Annotated in this window: 13 protein-coding genes; 8 read left to right on the top strand and 5 right to left on the bottom strand. The window is 38.0% G+C overall.

Going from position 1 to position 14,090, the window contains the following annotated elements; translation table 11 throughout:
• Nucleotides 1-30 precede the first annotated feature (30 nt).
• From MKX49_RS12770 to MKX49_RS12760, 3 genes are all read left to right on the top strand, one after another.
• Nucleotides 31-864: an SDR family oxidoreductase gene (locus MKX49_RS12770; protein ID WP_340876654.1), complete on the top strand. Its 834-nt coding sequence runs from the start codon at nt 31-33 to the stop codon at nt 862-864.
• A 554-nt stretch (nt 865-1,418) separates the two neighbouring features.
• A complete protein-coding gene (locus MKX49_RS12765) occupies nt 1,419-2,327 on the top strand; it encodes a PhzF family isomerase (RefSeq protein ID WP_340876653.1) in 909 nt (302 codons plus the stop codon).
• Nucleotides 2,328-2,455: 128 nt separating this feature from the next.
• On the top strand, nt 2,456-2,761 hold the full coding sequence (locus MKX49_RS12760; protein ID WP_141993620.1) for an NIPSNAP family protein: 306 nt from the start codon (nt 2,456-2,458) through the stop codon (nt 2,759-2,761).
• Nucleotides 2,762-2,987: 226 nt separating this feature from the next.
• Here MKX49_RS12760 and MKX49_RS12755 read toward each other — a convergent pair whose 3' ends face one another.
• The 3 genes from MKX49_RS12755 to MKX49_RS12745 form a co-directional block, all read right to left on the bottom strand.
• Entirely contained in the window at nt 2,988-4,211 is a 1,224-nt protein-coding gene (locus MKX49_RS12755; protein WP_340876652.1) for an IS110 family transposase, read from the bottom strand.
• A gap of 382 nt (nt 4,212-4,593) precedes the next feature.
• Nucleotides 4,594-6,066: a flavin monoamine oxidase family protein gene (locus MKX49_RS12750; RefSeq protein WP_340876651.1), complete on the bottom strand. Its 1,473-nt coding sequence runs from the start codon at nt 6,064-6,066 to the stop codon at nt 4,594-4,596.
• Nucleotides 6,067-6,660: 594 nt separating this feature from the next.
• Entirely contained in the window at nt 6,661-7,332 is a 672-nt protein-coding gene (locus MKX49_RS12745) for a response regulator (protein WP_445670165.1), read from the bottom strand.
• Between the two features lie 250 nt (nt 7,333-7,582).
• Between MKX49_RS12745 and MKX49_RS12740 the strand changes: the two genes are divergently transcribed.
• Both MKX49_RS12740 and MKX49_RS12735 read left to right on the top strand, forming a co-directional pair.
• Nucleotides 7,583-7,897: a hypothetical protein gene (locus tag MKX49_RS12740; protein ID WP_063592358.1), complete on the top strand. Its 315-nt coding sequence runs from the start codon at nt 7,583-7,585 to the stop codon at nt 7,895-7,897.
• A gap of 384 nt (nt 7,898-8,281) precedes the next feature.
• Nucleotides 8,282-10,516 (top strand): transglycosylase domain-containing protein, encoded by a 2,235-nt coding sequence (locus tag MKX49_RS12735; protein ID WP_340876649.1) that lies wholly within the window; start codon nt 8,282-8,284, stop codon nt 10,514-10,516.
• A gap of 819 nt (nt 10,517-11,335) precedes the next feature.
• Here MKX49_RS12735 and MKX49_RS12730 read toward each other — a convergent pair.
• On the bottom strand, nt 11,336-11,635 hold the full coding sequence (locus MKX49_RS12730; protein ID WP_340876648.1) for a spore coat protein: 300 nt from the start codon (nt 11,633-11,635) through the stop codon (nt 11,336-11,338).
• Nucleotides 11,635-11,838 carry a hypothetical protein gene (locus tag MKX49_RS12725; RefSeq protein ID WP_340876647.1) on the bottom strand — a complete coding sequence of 68 codons (204 nt, stop codon included), beginning with the start codon at nt 11,836-11,838 and terminating at the stop codon, nt 11,635-11,637. The genes MKX49_RS12730 and MKX49_RS12725 overlap by 1 nt, the downstream gene beginning before the upstream one ends.
• Nucleotides 11,839-12,026: 188 nt before the next feature.
• Here MKX49_RS12725 and MKX49_RS12720 point away from each other — a divergent pair, with 188 nt between their 5' ends.
• From MKX49_RS12720 to MKX49_RS12710, 3 genes are read left to right on the top strand one after another with little or no spacing between them, the layout of a single operon-like run.
• The gene (locus tag MKX49_RS12720; RefSeq protein WP_063575944.1) at nt 12,027-12,242 is read left to right on the top strand and encodes a hypothetical protein; all 216 of its coding nucleotides are present in this window, start codon (nt 12,027-12,029) and stop codon (nt 12,240-12,242) included.
• A gap of 12 nt (nt 12,243-12,254) precedes the next feature.
• The gene (locus tag MKX49_RS12715) at nt 12,255-12,617 is read left to right on the top strand and encodes a spore coat protein (protein WP_048682441.1); all 363 of its coding nucleotides are present in this window, start codon (nt 12,255-12,257) and stop codon (nt 12,615-12,617) included.
• A 15-nt stretch (nt 12,618-12,632) separates the two neighbouring features.
• Entirely contained in the window at nt 12,633-13,769 is a 1,137-nt protein-coding gene (locus tag MKX49_RS12710) for a zinc-dependent alcohol dehydrogenase (RefSeq protein WP_340876646.1), read from the top strand.
• Nucleotides 13,770-14,090: the final 321 nt, after the last annotated feature.

Genomic DNA, 14,090 nt, shown 5'->3' with positions numbered 1-14,090 from the left:
GAGCCTGTGTAAATTTTAGGAGGATAAATAATGAAAGAAGTTATTCTTTGGACCGGTGCCGGACAGATCGGCATGGCGATAGCAAGAAGAATCGGCTTTGGTAAGAAAATTATTATTGGTGATAAGAACCTAGATAATGCCAAGGCTATTGCAAAAATTATGGAAGAAGCCGGATTTGATGTGGTGCCTGTCGAAACGGACATTTCTTCCAGAGAATCTATTTTAAAATGGATTGCAGAAGGTCAGAAATATGGTGAAATCTCTGTTCTTATCAATGCAGCTGGTGTATCACCTAGTCAAGCACCTATTGAAACAATTTTGAAGGTAGATTTGTATGGAACCGCAGTATTGCTGGAGGAAGTAGGTAAGGTCATAGCTCCTGGAGGCGTTGGTGTAACAATTTCCAGTCAGTCTGGACATAGAATGCCTCAATTGGGGATTGAAATTGACGAACAGCTGGCAACGACACCAACTGAAGAACTCCTTAGTTTAGAAGTCCTTCGACCAGAAAACATCAGGGACACGTTGCACGCCTATCAAATGGCGAAACGTTGCAATGTGAAACGAGTTATGTATGAATCTATACGTTGGGGGGAAAAAGATGCTCGTATCAATTCCATTTCCCCAGGGATTATCGTAACTCCATTGGCTATAGATGAATTTAATGGTCCAAGAGGAGAATTCTATAAGAATATGTTTGCCAAGTGCCCTGCCAGACGCCCAGGAACAGCTGATGAGGTTGCAAATGTGGCTGAGCTGCTAATGATGCCACAGGGAGCTTTCATCACGGGGTCTGATTTCTTAATTGACGGGGGAGCGACTGCTGCTTATTTTTACGGACCACTTAAACCAGCAGAACGATGAAAGAAATCTCAAAATGCTGTCTCAATTAGAAATGAGGCAGTATTTTTTATAAAGTTACCCCCCCTTATATTATAGGAAATTGGCATAGGTCAATTCCTATGCCATTTATAATGTCATTTAATCAAGATGCACCTCAAAAGGGACGAATTAATACTAGGTAAAGTTGGCTTTTTAATACATTAAAAAAAGCGAGAGACAATATTCATTTATTGTTGGAGTTTCTCTAAAATTCGTCAAATTTCCCATTTGGGTATTTCACAATCCTAAGTTTCTTACCTCGCATCAAGTAGGGGGCGAACTGTTTAGTTGACGGGATCTAGTCCCACAGGTGCGGACGTTCTACCCCGGCTACGGTTATCATATATCGATATAAAAAATGGTCAACCAGAAATATTTTCTGGATGACCTTATAATACGAAAGGGTGCGTTAGTTCTTTAAAGAGCTGTGGCGATCACTCTTTTTCTTGTGGAGTTAACGGGGTAATCTAATATAATAAGAATTATAGAAAGTATAAAGGACCGGAAATTCACTATATTAAAGGGTGGGAAATGACATGCCAAGAAAGTACCGATTATATCAAATTGATTCATTTACGAAAGAAAAATTATCGGGTAATCCTGCTGGTGTAATTACAAATGCAGATGGTTTATCTTCGGGTGAGATGCAGAGGATTGCAAGAGAGCTAAACAATTCGGAAACGGCATTTATCTTTAAATCAGCCAATAGTGAATCTGATGTACATATTCGTTTTTTTACGCCTACACATGAGGTTCCCCTTTGTGGACATGCGACGATTGCGGCCCACTATGCTCGTGCAGTTGAAAATAGTTTAAATACAGTTAAAGTTTATCATAAAACCGGTGTCGGCATTTTACCAGTCGATGTGATTAATGAAGATAATGATTACAAAATTATCATGACGCAGGGTAGTATTAGTTTTGAAACGGTGATTGATGGTGTAGCTTTGGAAAACATATTAACGGCTCTCAATATTAGTGAAAAAGATTTATTAGAAGATTGTCCAGTACAAATCGTTTCTACCGGGCATTCCAAGGTGATGATTGGAATTAAGGGTTCTGAACTTCTTCACCAATTAAACCCTAATATGGATCTACTTACAAAAGTCAGTGGGTTAATTAATTGCAATGGTTTCTATGTTTTTACGATAAATGCTCCCGACTCGGAAATTTTAATTCATGGAAGAATGTTTGCTCCTGCAATTGGTATTAACGAAGACCCTGTTACGGGTAATGCGAACGGTCCTTTAGGCGCATACTTAATACACCATGGACTTGTCAAACATGATAATTCTTTATTCAGCTTTAAAGCAGTGCAGGGCGAAGCTATAAAACGGTCGGGTATCATTGATGTCCAAGTGAAAATTTGTAATCAGGAACCAGAGGAAGTAAGGATTGCGGGAAATGCTGTAATCGTATTTAAGTCCGAGTTATTACTAGAATAGCCATTTAACGTGCGTTAGCTTAAGATCGAAGCTGTCTCAAGGCAGCCTTTTTCTTATGGCACTAACGGGGCAGGTTAGTCGAATTATATGTTATGATGGAAAAAAATAGATTTTTCGGGGGGATTAAAATGGTTACATGCTATTTGAAATATGTTATTGACCCATATAAATTAAATGAGTTCGAGGAATACGGTAAGATGTGGATTCGATTAGTTAATAAATTAGGCGGTACACATCAGGGTTATTTCCTTCCACATGAGGGTGCTAATAATATTGCTTTTGCATTATTCACTTTCCCAAGTTTAGCAGCATATGAAGAGTACCGAGTAAAAATGGCATTGGATGCAGAATGTCAAGAAGCATATAAATTTGCAGAAGAGACTAAATGTATTTTAAGTTATGAGAGAAGCTTTATGCGTCCTATATTCGAATGAACATAAATTAAAGTAAAAAAAATCTATACATACCTTGTTAAGCTAACAGGTGCTTTACTTCAATAAGGGAGGTTGCTGTTAGCAACCTTTTTTTTACGGAACTACCATGAAAATAGACTTCTGGAATTTAGGGGAAAAGGCAATACTTAAGAAGACGCAGCTCATTGTTTTTTTAAAAAGGGGAGAGCGCCTAATTTACTGATTTATTGTAGGTAAGTGGACTGGATTAAGATGCTTCAGGTTCTTGTAATGTAACTGTGTATCCTAAACTTTCAAGTCTTCTTAGTGAATGCCGAAAAATTGATTGTTGTCTCTGTTTATCAAAGTAGTCTTCGCCTAAGTCTACATACATTTCTTTTCGAGTTAAGAGATAATAGGAGATACGTAACATGGCATGAGCGACTACTATTCCTGCTCGTTTCTTACCTTTTCGTGATGCTGTACGCCTATACAGTGCTCCGAGATAGTTTTTAGATCCTCTTACAGAATGAGCTGCTTCTGTTAATGCTGATCTCAAATACTTGTTTCCTTTTTTTGTTTTAGCCGATTTTCTTTTTCCCGCACTTTCGTTATGCCCAGGAACTAGTCCTGCCCAAGAACACATATGAGCTGCACTTGGAAACTGTTTCTTAATATCAGTCCCAATTTCAGATAAAATTTGCTCAGCCATTCTTGTAGCTATACCAGGAATAGAGTCTAATCGTTCCACATCTTCTTGATAGGAGCTTACTCTTTCCTCGACCTCTTGGTCGAGCATCTCGATTTGTTCTGTTAAAAAATCAATATGCTTTAAAATGGTTTTTAACATGAGGCGTTGATGCGAATTGATATAACCTTTAAGGGCGAGTTCTAGTTCATCTTTCTTCTTTTTCATTGTGCGTCGAGCAAAGTTTGCTAGTTTTTCAGGATCTTCTTCACCTTCGGCAATTGCGTTAAGCATGTCTCGAGCTGAAACACCCATAACGTCTGAAACGACAGAGCCTAGCTTAATATTTGCGCCCTCTAACACTTTTTGGATTCGATTATGTTGTCTAGCACGTTCTTCAATGATACTTCTACGGTACCGAACTAGTTCACGTAGTTCCCGTTGATTTCGGTCTGGAATGTAACTAGCTTTTAGAAGTCCATGACGAAGAAGTTTGACAATCCATTCTGCATCTTTAACATCTGTTTTACGCCCTGGCACTGCTTTCATATGTTGAGCATTCACAACCAAAAATTCAATCTCTTCAGCTTCTAATAAATTAACAATAGGTTTCCAATATACACTGGTACTCTCCATGGCAACATGAGTACAGTTATTCTTTTTAATCCAATCCACTAACTGTATTAGAAAAACAGTTTTTGTTGAAAACGTTTGAATCTCCTTTCCTTCTGGTGTCATAATACATGCAGTAATATTGTCCTTATGGACATCCATACCACATGCTCTTTCAATGACTACTTCCAATGAAAACATCCTTTCTACGGCTCTCAATACAATTGGAGGCTGGTGCAAAAACCAGAATAGGATTAATCTACCATGTGTGCTTCCCGTAAGGGAGCGACAGTCAGTGGTGCACCTTGGTCGTTGGAGTCAGACTAACGGATGGGCTCTAAAGCACCATAGTTCATCGACCTTCCTCTCCCAGCCGTAGAATCAGTATTGACCGTTCTGAACCATTTTCATTCTCTGTGGTGAAGCGCTGATTTTTGCGCTTCATGGTTGGCTAACGGGTGCGTTAGCTGAAGAACGGAGCTGTCTTTAAGACAGCTTTTTCTTATGGCACTAACGGGGCAGTTTAGTTGTATAAGAAATTTCTATAAGTCCTAATTTATCTATTTTTCCTGTTTTATTTTGGCAAGTCATTCACTTCATATGCAACCCGTATTCCAGATTCAATCGCCCCTTGCATCCAAGCGTGGGTAAGCGAAGTATGTTCACCGGCAAAGTGCACTCTTCCTTCAGGTATAGGGATATAAGGATACAACTCGGTTTCCTGACTCGGTTCAAAAGCAGTGAAAGCTCCAGAAGAATATTCATTATCGACCCAACTAAAGGAAGTTCCTGACACAAACTCAGAATAGACTTGGTCTCCGTAAATTTCAGCTAAGTTCTTTAAAGCATATTGAATGCGTTTTTCGTTGGATAGACCGTTCCATGATAAAGCCTCATCTGCCCATGTATAGCTTGCCAAAACCACAGCAGGTCCTTTTGTACCAATCCCCTGACTGGGGTAATAAGTGAATCGAATCGGAAGGTCAGTTATGGATTTACCACCATATTGATGGTGCCTTTCCCAAAACCTGCTTTTAAACTCGATTCCGATCTTTGTTGCGCTCATATAGTTTAGTTCACGAATCGCTCGTCGTTTATAATAGGAAAAAGAATGGTATGGTTCAACTTTCACAAATCGTAACACTGAAAAGGGGATGGTTATGATGGCAAGATCACCAGTTATGGTGGAATCCTCTAAGGTGTGCTGATGGGTGGAATGGATGGTTACTCTGTTGTTATGTTGGAGAATTTTCATCATCCTTTGATTGAACATAATAACTTCTTTTAATTGCGGGAGAAATGCCCTTGGCAGCAGATCCATACCGCCGGTTATCTCATAGAAACGATTTGCTCCGAAGGACGCCTCTTCTCGCAAAACTTCAATAAATGACATCCCCATATATGCTTCTAAGTCAAGGAGTACACCAATCATATCAACCGCGCCATCTGAAAAAGTCGTTCCATATTGATAATGGTAATAGTTTAAGAAAGTACCTAGTGAGTAGTTTTTAAATTCTTTTTCTACGAGATACCAATTTCTCGTTGGGTCTTGTTTAATAAAATCGAGAATTGGCTGTGTAGCTAATTTCACCAGCTCCTGTGCGCTTTTACCTCTTTCATTTGATGCAACGGGAAAGTTTAGAATACCAGGAGAACGTTCAAAAATGTTAAGACGTGTTTTGATTCCATTGAGATAAAGAATATCCATTGGAGTTCGGTTAATAAAAGGGTTTACGGTTAGCCCCCATTTTTTTATATACTCTAAGGTCAAAAAATGAACATCAGGAATACGCATTGGGCCTGGGTTAAAATAAAGCCCATTGCTAAAGGGGGAGCGTATGGTATAGGCACGTCCGCCTACCCTGTTGTTTGCTTCAAGGATTGTGACGTTGTGCCCTGCCTCCTTCAATAGAGAAGCAGCAACCAGTCCTGCTAGTCCTGCGCCAACAATAGTAATATGTTTGGGAACTTGTGACTTTTTAAGACCATTTCTAATAATGCTGATCATTTGTTGAGTCGTTAATTGATTATTTGTGTTATTAGGCATCTCTTTACCCCTAGTGAATTAGATTTATTACATTGTATTCCCATGTATAGATGCCTATGTGTTCTTTTATGGATAAAAAAAGTATGTAGTTTAACAGATAAAGAGATAAAGTCTGCTTTTGTGAAAAACTCCTAACAAGGAACAAAGAGACAGGTAACAGCTTATTCGAACTATCTTTGTACAGTATTTTGATAATTTTCCTAAAGATTTACAAAGATATTTATAGAAGATTGGATTTGATCTTTTAGAGGAGAAAAAAGCAAGAGAATTATGTAGGTTAAGTGATGAACTTTTAACCCGTTCTTGTTGAACTAACAGGTGCGTTAGTGCCTTAAGAAAAAGTAAAAAAAGTCGATTCCTTAACGTTGAACTGACCCCATAAAGTTAGACAGGTTATTTCGTTAGGCAGCCCGTTGGGCATGAGCTCGGTATTGTACCGGGCTAAATGCCTTTTAATTTGCCTTGATTCGTTTGTTTTTATAGTATTCTATATATTTTGCTAGTTCTTGTTTCTAAGGATCGTTTCGTGAGAAAAGCCCGCCTCTTCAGCACGCATTGCGAAAACTGAAGAGCCGGACTTAACATAAGTTGAAATTATTTCACTTCTACCCATCCGTTTTTAATAGCTAGAACAACAGCTTGTGTACGGTCGTTTACTTCCATTTTTTGAAGAATGTTCGTCACATGGTTTTTTACTGTTTTTTCACTGATATATAAAGTTTCGCCGATGACACGGTTGCTTTTTCCATATGCTAAAATTTGAAGAACTTCACACTCGCGTCGAGTCAATAGGTGAAGCGGTCTTCTGATCTCTACAGCATGCACTGAATCACGATCAGTAGCTAAACGGCGATATTCTTTGACTAGATTATGTGTCACCTTCGGATGAAGGTATGAGCCACCTTCTGCGACTACACGAACAGCATCAATTAACGCATCTGCGTCCATTTCTTTCAACAGATAACCTTGTGCTCCTGTTTTCAATGCATGCTGTACATAGTTTTCATCATCATGAATCGATAAAATGATGACTTTCGTTTCAGGGTAACGGTTTACAAGCATTTTAGTTGCTTCGATACCGTTCATATTCTGCATGTTGATATCCAGGATAACGACATCTGGTTTGTGTGTGCTAACAAGATCCATAGCCTCGCTTCCGTCATCGCCTTCGGCAACAACATTAAAGGATGATTCAAAATCTAATATACGCTTAACGCCTTCACGGAAAAGCTGATGGTCATCGATAATGATGATACTAGTCTTCAACAAGCTTCTTCCTCCTAATTTATATAAATGCCTATTCTCTAAAATTTATAAATTGATAGGGAATTTTTTTTCAGCAGCATTTACAAAGAATAGCATATTTTTTCGTTTTGGGGATAATCCTTTTTCTTAGCTTGATGGCGATGTGGCGGTACCCTATAGTAACTAAACTGTAAACGGATTGTTATACAAATAGCATTGTTGGAGGAGACTTCATTGTATATAATTAATCCTCGTTAAGGAGTGTTGAAAGATGATAAACGTAACAGTAGATAAGTTAAAATTCAAGAAACAATTATCGATGCTTGAACAAATCACACTGAAAGATTTTCTGTATACCTGGGTAGGTAGCTCAAGCAAGGGATTGGATGACTTTTTTCACCTTGAGTACACAGAAGATGTATTTGCCAAAATAGAAAAAATGACGAATGACACCGATTTGTTGATTTCTGATGATGAGTATTTCAGATACATAACATTGACGGAAGATAATCAATTTGTGATAGGTGTTTTAGATATGAATTCAGAATTAAAACATAGAATAATTTCACTAGATAAGTTTAAATAATTCTTCGTTTTCTTTAACCCATACAAAAAGAGGCAGCGTGGTACGTTGTCTTTTTTATTTGTTCACTATATGTCACTGTTTGTTATACCTTGGATAATGATATTAAACGAGAAAAAAATATTAAAAGGGCCAGATGTAAAGAAGGAATACGTTCTACAAGATGCATAAGATGAGATAGTACGAAGTGATTACTTTATTGCGAAAACCGACCAAGGAGAGTATAGGATAAATTCTTCCTTAATTCGTTATATACAGGTTTTGCATGAAATGCATTGTTATAAATACCATACCGACCATCAATTGCTATTGAGTAAATAAAAGGTTATTTCTTTGCATAGTTTTCTTAAATTTTGTTGAATAACTTGAATATGGGAGAGAAGATTAATGTCAGAAACGTATCGTTCTCGTCAGGAACGAAAACAAGTGGAAAAAACAAAACAAGATCAAAAAAAAGATAAAAATTCCCCTAAAAGAAGGTCTTTCTTGAATAAAGTTTTACTTTGGTTTTTACTGTTAGGTGTTGTTTCAATTGGAATAGGGGCAGTTACGGTTGCAGCAATGATTAAGGATGCACCTAAAATAGATGCTTCAAAACTAGTCGATCCGCTTTCTACCAAATTATACGATAAAAACGGGAATTTCCTTTACGAATATGGTAAAGAAAAGCGGACAAAAATTGAGTATTCTCAAGTTCCAAAAATGTTGGAACATGCTTTCATTGCCACGGAGGATGTACATTTTTATGAACACAATGGCATTGATATAAAAGGAACTGCGAGAGCAATCTCCAAGAACCTAATAGGTGATTTTGGATCTCAAGGCGGAAGTACCATTACACAGCAGGTCATTAAAAACTCCTTTTTGTCACCTCAGAAAACAATAAAGCGGAAGGTACAGGAATGGAGCTTGGCCTATCAGCTTGAGCAAAAGTATTCCAAACATCAAATATTAATGATGTATTTAAATAAGATATACCTTGGAGACGGGACATATGGTGTAGCAGCTGCCGCCAAAAATTACTACGGAATCGATGCCGATCATCTAAATAAATTAACGCTTCCGGAGGCCGCTATGTTGGCGGGGCTCCCACAGAGTCCAAGTAATTACGATCCCACTGAACCAGAACATGTGAAAGCTGCAACAAATCGTCGTAATATTGTTTTAGAAGCTATGTATAAACAAGGGTATATTACGAAAAAGCAATTGGAGGATGCAAAGAAGGTTTCAGTTACAGCAGGACTTGTTCCAAAAACGAAACAGCAAGGAATGCCGTACGAGGCGTTTTTGGATGCTGTTGTAAAAGAAGTTGAAAGAAAGCTGAAAAATGTAGATATCAGTTCGGATGGATTATCTATTTATACGACGCTAGATCCAAAAGCTCAGACCTATGCGGACAAAATAATGAACACCGATACGATTATTTCTTATCCAAATGACAATTTTCAAGGAGCCTTCGTATTTTCAGATACAAAAACAGGAGAAATTCGAGCTATTGGAAGCGGTCGAAACCAATATAAAGCTTCCTTCCGAGGCAACAACTTTGCGGTTGATATTAAACGTCAACCAGGATCTACTTTCAAGCCAGTCTTTGATTATGGTCCGGCTATTGAAAATTCAAAATGGTCTACAGCACACCAAATTAATGATCATGAGATAACCTACTCAAATGGTCAGTCTATTTCTAACTGGGATCATCAATATCACGGAATGATGTCGATTAGAACAGCACTTCAATGGTCATACAATATTCCAGCACTTCTTACCCTTCAAGATGTAGGGATGGATAAAGCACAAAATTTTGCAGAAAATCTGGGTATTACTTTTAATAATAATAAGGTGTACGAATCATATGCGATTGGAAGTAATACGGTTAATCCATTAGAGTTGGCAGGGGCATATAGTGCTTTTGGAAATAATGGTGAATACAATACACCACATTTTGTTCGTAAAGTTGTCTATCCTGATGGCAGAGTTGTTAATTTAACTCCAAAGCCAAAACGTGCTATGCATGATTACACAGCTTATTTGGTGACGGATATGTTACGGACAGTCGTAAAATCTGGTACAGGAAAAACAGCAAATGTCCTTGGACTAGATGTGGCTGGAAAAACTGGCACAACCAATTTTGACAGTAAAACCAGAGCACAATATGGATATCCAACCGGTGCGGTAAATGATAGTTGGTTCGCTGGTTATACACCGCAATACACTATGGCGGTTTGGACTGGATATACTAAAAATGGTCCAGGAAATTATATGGATGGAAATTCAACTAAAATCTCGCACCAAATGTTTAAGGCCATGCTGGAAGCGTTTGGAACAGACCAAAGTAGCTTCCAGCAGCCTAGTGATGTATACCGGGTGAATAATGAACTGTTCATTAAAGGTGCAAATCCTGAAGAAGCTCCACCAGTTACAAAAAATAATAATGATAAACCATTTGAAATTGGTCGAAATAAAGAGGATAAAAAACATAAACAAGAGGAAGAGAAGCATAAACAACAAGAGGAAAAGAAACACAAACAAAAGGAAGAGAACCATAAACAACAAGAGGAAAAGAAACACAAACAAAAGGAAGAGAAGCATAAACAACAAGAGGATAAGAAACACCAACAATAAAGATTTTTAGGATGGGATTGAATTGGTTCCATCCTTTTTTTGATTCACAAAAGAAATGTGAAGGTATCTACTTAAACGATAGGGTGCTTTACTTCAATAAGGGAGGTTGCTGAGGCAGCCTTTTTCTTATGGAACTAGAGAGGTAGTTTAGTTGAAAAAGCTTAGTTTGAACACAGTGAAGGCTGGAAGGGATTGTCAAATAAGTAAATTCAAAATATCAGATTGGTAAACGATTGCAGGGCTCAAGGTTATCTATTTAACTGCATCGGTATATTGATAACTGGATTGTGAAAAGATGAATTTGGTTTGCTTCTAGGGATTGAAGAAAATAATTGAATAAAGCCAGCTGGCATAATAGAGTTTAAAGATTAAGTGCAAGGTAAAGTTTTAGAAATTATACAAAGGCAGGCTTGCTCCGCATTCCTGTCTTATATAATCAAATAAAATAGTGAAGGTGATTTTACTTTGTCTGTAGAAAATCCAGAAGGTAATTATTTATGACTACGAAGATTATACGTTAGTAGTCGCTGTGACAATTGCGGTAACACTTAGTTTGAAAGTTCGGTTAAATATATTCGTAAATGCAGAGAGTGTGGCATGAAGAAATCGAATTAACCCTAGTATGAAAGAAGTGAAATTCGTTAAAACAACAGCATCTAAGATTGGATCATCTACATTACCATTATTAACTTGGCTAACCACTTCCTATGATATACCCCTAAAAAAAGCAATGTATCTCAAGGTTGAGAAATTCATTGCTTTTTTCCATTCGCCCGAACCCCGATGTGATCTGTCTGCTCTCACATCCATGAGTTGACTTTATTGTTGAGGAAGGTTTAGGGCTGTATTTGCTGTATTTAAATCAACTTGTAATTGTTCACTTAAATCATGTGGATGATAGTAACCTTTTGCAATCAAATAGTTACTTATCTCTCCATGTCTTTCTACAGCGACACGAAGCTGTTCTCTTAAGGCTGCTTTCAATTCAGGTGTTTTTGTTTCTGTAATGGCAAAAGCAAGATTTCTAATTCCTGATTTTGCGGATATTAAGAAGTCCGTCGCAATCACCTGATCAGTCATGCCACCCATACCCGCCATATTTTGCAAAAAATTTGTCATTACTGTTCCCCTCTATTCGTCAGAATTTCCTGCAGTGTTTGAATATCTTGTGTTCCAGTGTCCATGTCTTTTAATAGAATATTTTGTAGTTCTGTATCCTGCACTAAACTGCTCATTGTAGAGGACTTTGTTAGACAAAGACTCTTGAAAGTTAAAATTTCGTGCGCCTCTAGAGTTTCATGCAGTCCTAAATTTTTCGTCATGATTTTTTCCCTCCATTTCTTTGAGAATTCACTTACATATCTTTCGTCATACAAAATTTTTTATTCATCATCATTTGCAAAGGTAACGTGTACTTTGCGAAATATACTACGTATCGGTCAATAATCCGTATAACAAACAGATGAACTGGGAAAGGTATTTTTGTTATATAGATTAGGGAGGTGAGCGTATGGAAAATGAAAGCTTGGCATTTCATGAAACCATGGAAACGCATGAAATTTTAAATCTTAAAACAATAGGGTTAATGAGATCAAAATTAATGCAAGGAATTTGCTTTGACAATGACTTAAAAGCATTAATGGAAAAAGACGTACAACAATCTATAGCTGCAATAAACGAGCTAAAGGGTTTTTATACAGGAGCCCGAACAAACTATGAAAAATGAGGTGAAATTTAAATGGAGATGGATTTTTTAGATCCTCAAGGCGCTGAACATATGCCGGAAATGGCTGATTCCTCTTTTGCGCTAGATTTTTTACTCTCTATCAAAAGTGGGATTCATACTTATGGTATTGCATTATCTGAAACAGCGAATCCCGCATTGAGAAAAGCATTGTACCAGCAAATGGAGCAATCCATTGACTTACATGGTGAGTTATCCGATTTAATGATCAGGAAGGGCTGGCTTTATCCGAACGATGTAGGTAAACAGGTGGAATTAGATTTGAAATCAGCCGATATGGCGGTTAGTATCGCTGGAATGAATCTTTTCCCGAATGATACTGACAGACTCGGCATGTTCGCAACGCCGAATAAATAAAGGAGGAAAAGCATCATGAAAGCCGTAACTTACCAGGGCAATAAAAATGTACAGGTTAAAGAAGTTAAAGACCCTAACATCAAAAATTCGGATGATATTATTGTAAAAGTCACTACTTCAGCCATTTGCGGCTCCGATTTGCACTTAATTCATCAATTAATTCCCAATATGCCTACAGATTATGTCATTGGTCATGAGCCGATGGGGGTTGTTGAGGAAGTTGGACCAGGGGTAACTAAGGTCAAGAAGGGAGACCGGGTCATTATCCCCTTTAACGTTAGCTGCGGGAGCTGCTGGTATTGCGACCACGACCTTACAAGTCAGTGCGATAATTCAAATCCTCATGGGGAAATGGGTGGTTTTTTTGGATACTCAGAAACAACTGGTGGGTATGCGGGCGGGCAAGCTGAATATATGCGTGTTCCTTATGGAAACTTTACCCCTTTCAAAATCCCAGAAGACTGCGAGGTAGAAGATGAAAAATTGGTGTTGCTCGCAGATGCAGCATCCACAGCATTCTGGAGTGTAGATCACGCAGGTGTCAAATCTGGCGATACGGTTATCGTTTTAGGCTGTGGCCCTGTAGGTCTACTTACTCAAAAATTCGCTTGGTTTAAAGGGGCGAAAAGAGTGATTGCTGTCGACCATCTCGACTATCGTTTAGAGCATGCAAAAAGGACGAATAAAGTCGAAACCGTAAATTTTGCACAATATGAAAATGCTGGTGAATACCTTAAAGAAATCACTAAAGGTGGTGCAGATATCGTTATTGACTGTTCCGGGATGAGTGGCAAAATGACTCCGATGGAATATCTTGCATCGGGTCTTAAATTACATGGGGGAGCCATGGGAGGGATTGTAATTGCGTCCCAAGCCGTGCGTAAGGCGGGAACCATACAAATAACAGGCGTTTATGGCGGCCGTTATAATGGATTCCCCCTAGGAGATATTTTCCAAAGAAACGTGGATATTAAAACCGGTCAGGCTCCTGTTATTCCTTATATGCCCTACCTTTATAAACTAATATCAGAAGGAAAAGTAGATCCTGGCGATGTTGTAACCCATGTACTTCCAATTGACCAAGCAAAGCATGGGTATGAAGTATTTGATACAAGGACAGATGGATGTATTAAAGTGGTCCTTAAGCCATAAAGATGGTTGTTTTCATTTGGAAAAATAGATTTGAAGGTATCAAACCCTTTTTTAACTTTTGGAAGTGATTTTTACTTCTGGATGAAATACGCATAGAAGAAGATTTAAGAAAAGTGAACACCCCTGTCTTGAGAGCTACATTTACCTTATTCAAATTATGTACCAGAAAAGACGATTTTGCCCCACGTTAAGGGAAAATCGTTTTTTTTGTGCTCTAAGCTATCTTTTTTTCATTAAGTAAAACCCACGACCTACAAAAACTATAAGGGGCAAATTAGTTATAGGGTTTTCGTTATTTTTTATTTCTTTCGTTTGGGTATT

This window comes from Peribacillus sp. FSL M8-0224 (assembly GCF_038003055.1).
Classification (GTDB): Bacteria; Bacillota; Bacilli; order Bacillales; family DSM-1321; genus Peribacillus; species Peribacillus frigoritolerans.
This window is presented reverse-complemented; position numbering and strand designations above follow the sequence as displayed.

Coding starts and splice junctions, on each gene's coding strand:
- MKX49_RS12765 (WP_340876653.1), top strand. CDS start 1,419: ATGCCAAGAAAGTACCGATTATATCAAATTGATTCATTTACGAAAGAA.
- MKX49_RS12760 (WP_141993620.1), top strand. CDS start 2,456: ATGGTTACATGCTATTTGAAATATGTTATTGACCCATATAAATTAAAT.
- MKX49_RS12730 (WP_340876648.1), bottom strand. CDS start 11,635: ATGACAAATTTTTTGCAAAATATGGCGGGTATGGGTGGCATGACTGAT.
- MKX49_RS12720 (WP_063575944.1), top strand. CDS start 12,027: ATGGAAAATGAAAGCTTGGCATTTCATGAAACCATGGAAACGCATGAA.
- MKX49_RS12740 (WP_063592358.1), top strand. CDS start 7,583: ATGATAAACGTAACAGTAGATAAGTTAAAATTCAAGAAACAATTATCG.
- MKX49_RS12725 (WP_340876647.1), bottom strand. CDS start 11,838: ATGACGAAAAATTTAGGACTGCATGAAACTCTAGAGGCGCACGAAATT.
- MKX49_RS12750 (WP_340876651.1), bottom strand. CDS start 6,066: ATGCCTAATAACACAAATAATCAATTAACGACTCAACAAATGATCAGC.
- MKX49_RS12770 (WP_340876654.1), top strand. CDS start 31: ATGAAAGAAGTTATTCTTTGGACCGGTGCCGGACAGATCGGCATGGCG.
- MKX49_RS12710 (WP_340876646.1), top strand. CDS start 12,633: ATGAAAGCCGTAACTTACCAGGGCAATAAAAATGTACAGGTTAAAGAA.
- MKX49_RS12735 (WP_340876649.1), top strand. CDS start 8,282: ATGTCAGAAACGTATCGTTCTCGTCAGGAACGAAAACAAGTGGAAAAA.
- MKX49_RS12715 (WP_048682441.1), top strand. CDS start 12,255: ATGGAGATGGATTTTTTAGATCCTCAAGGCGCTGAACATATGCCGGAA.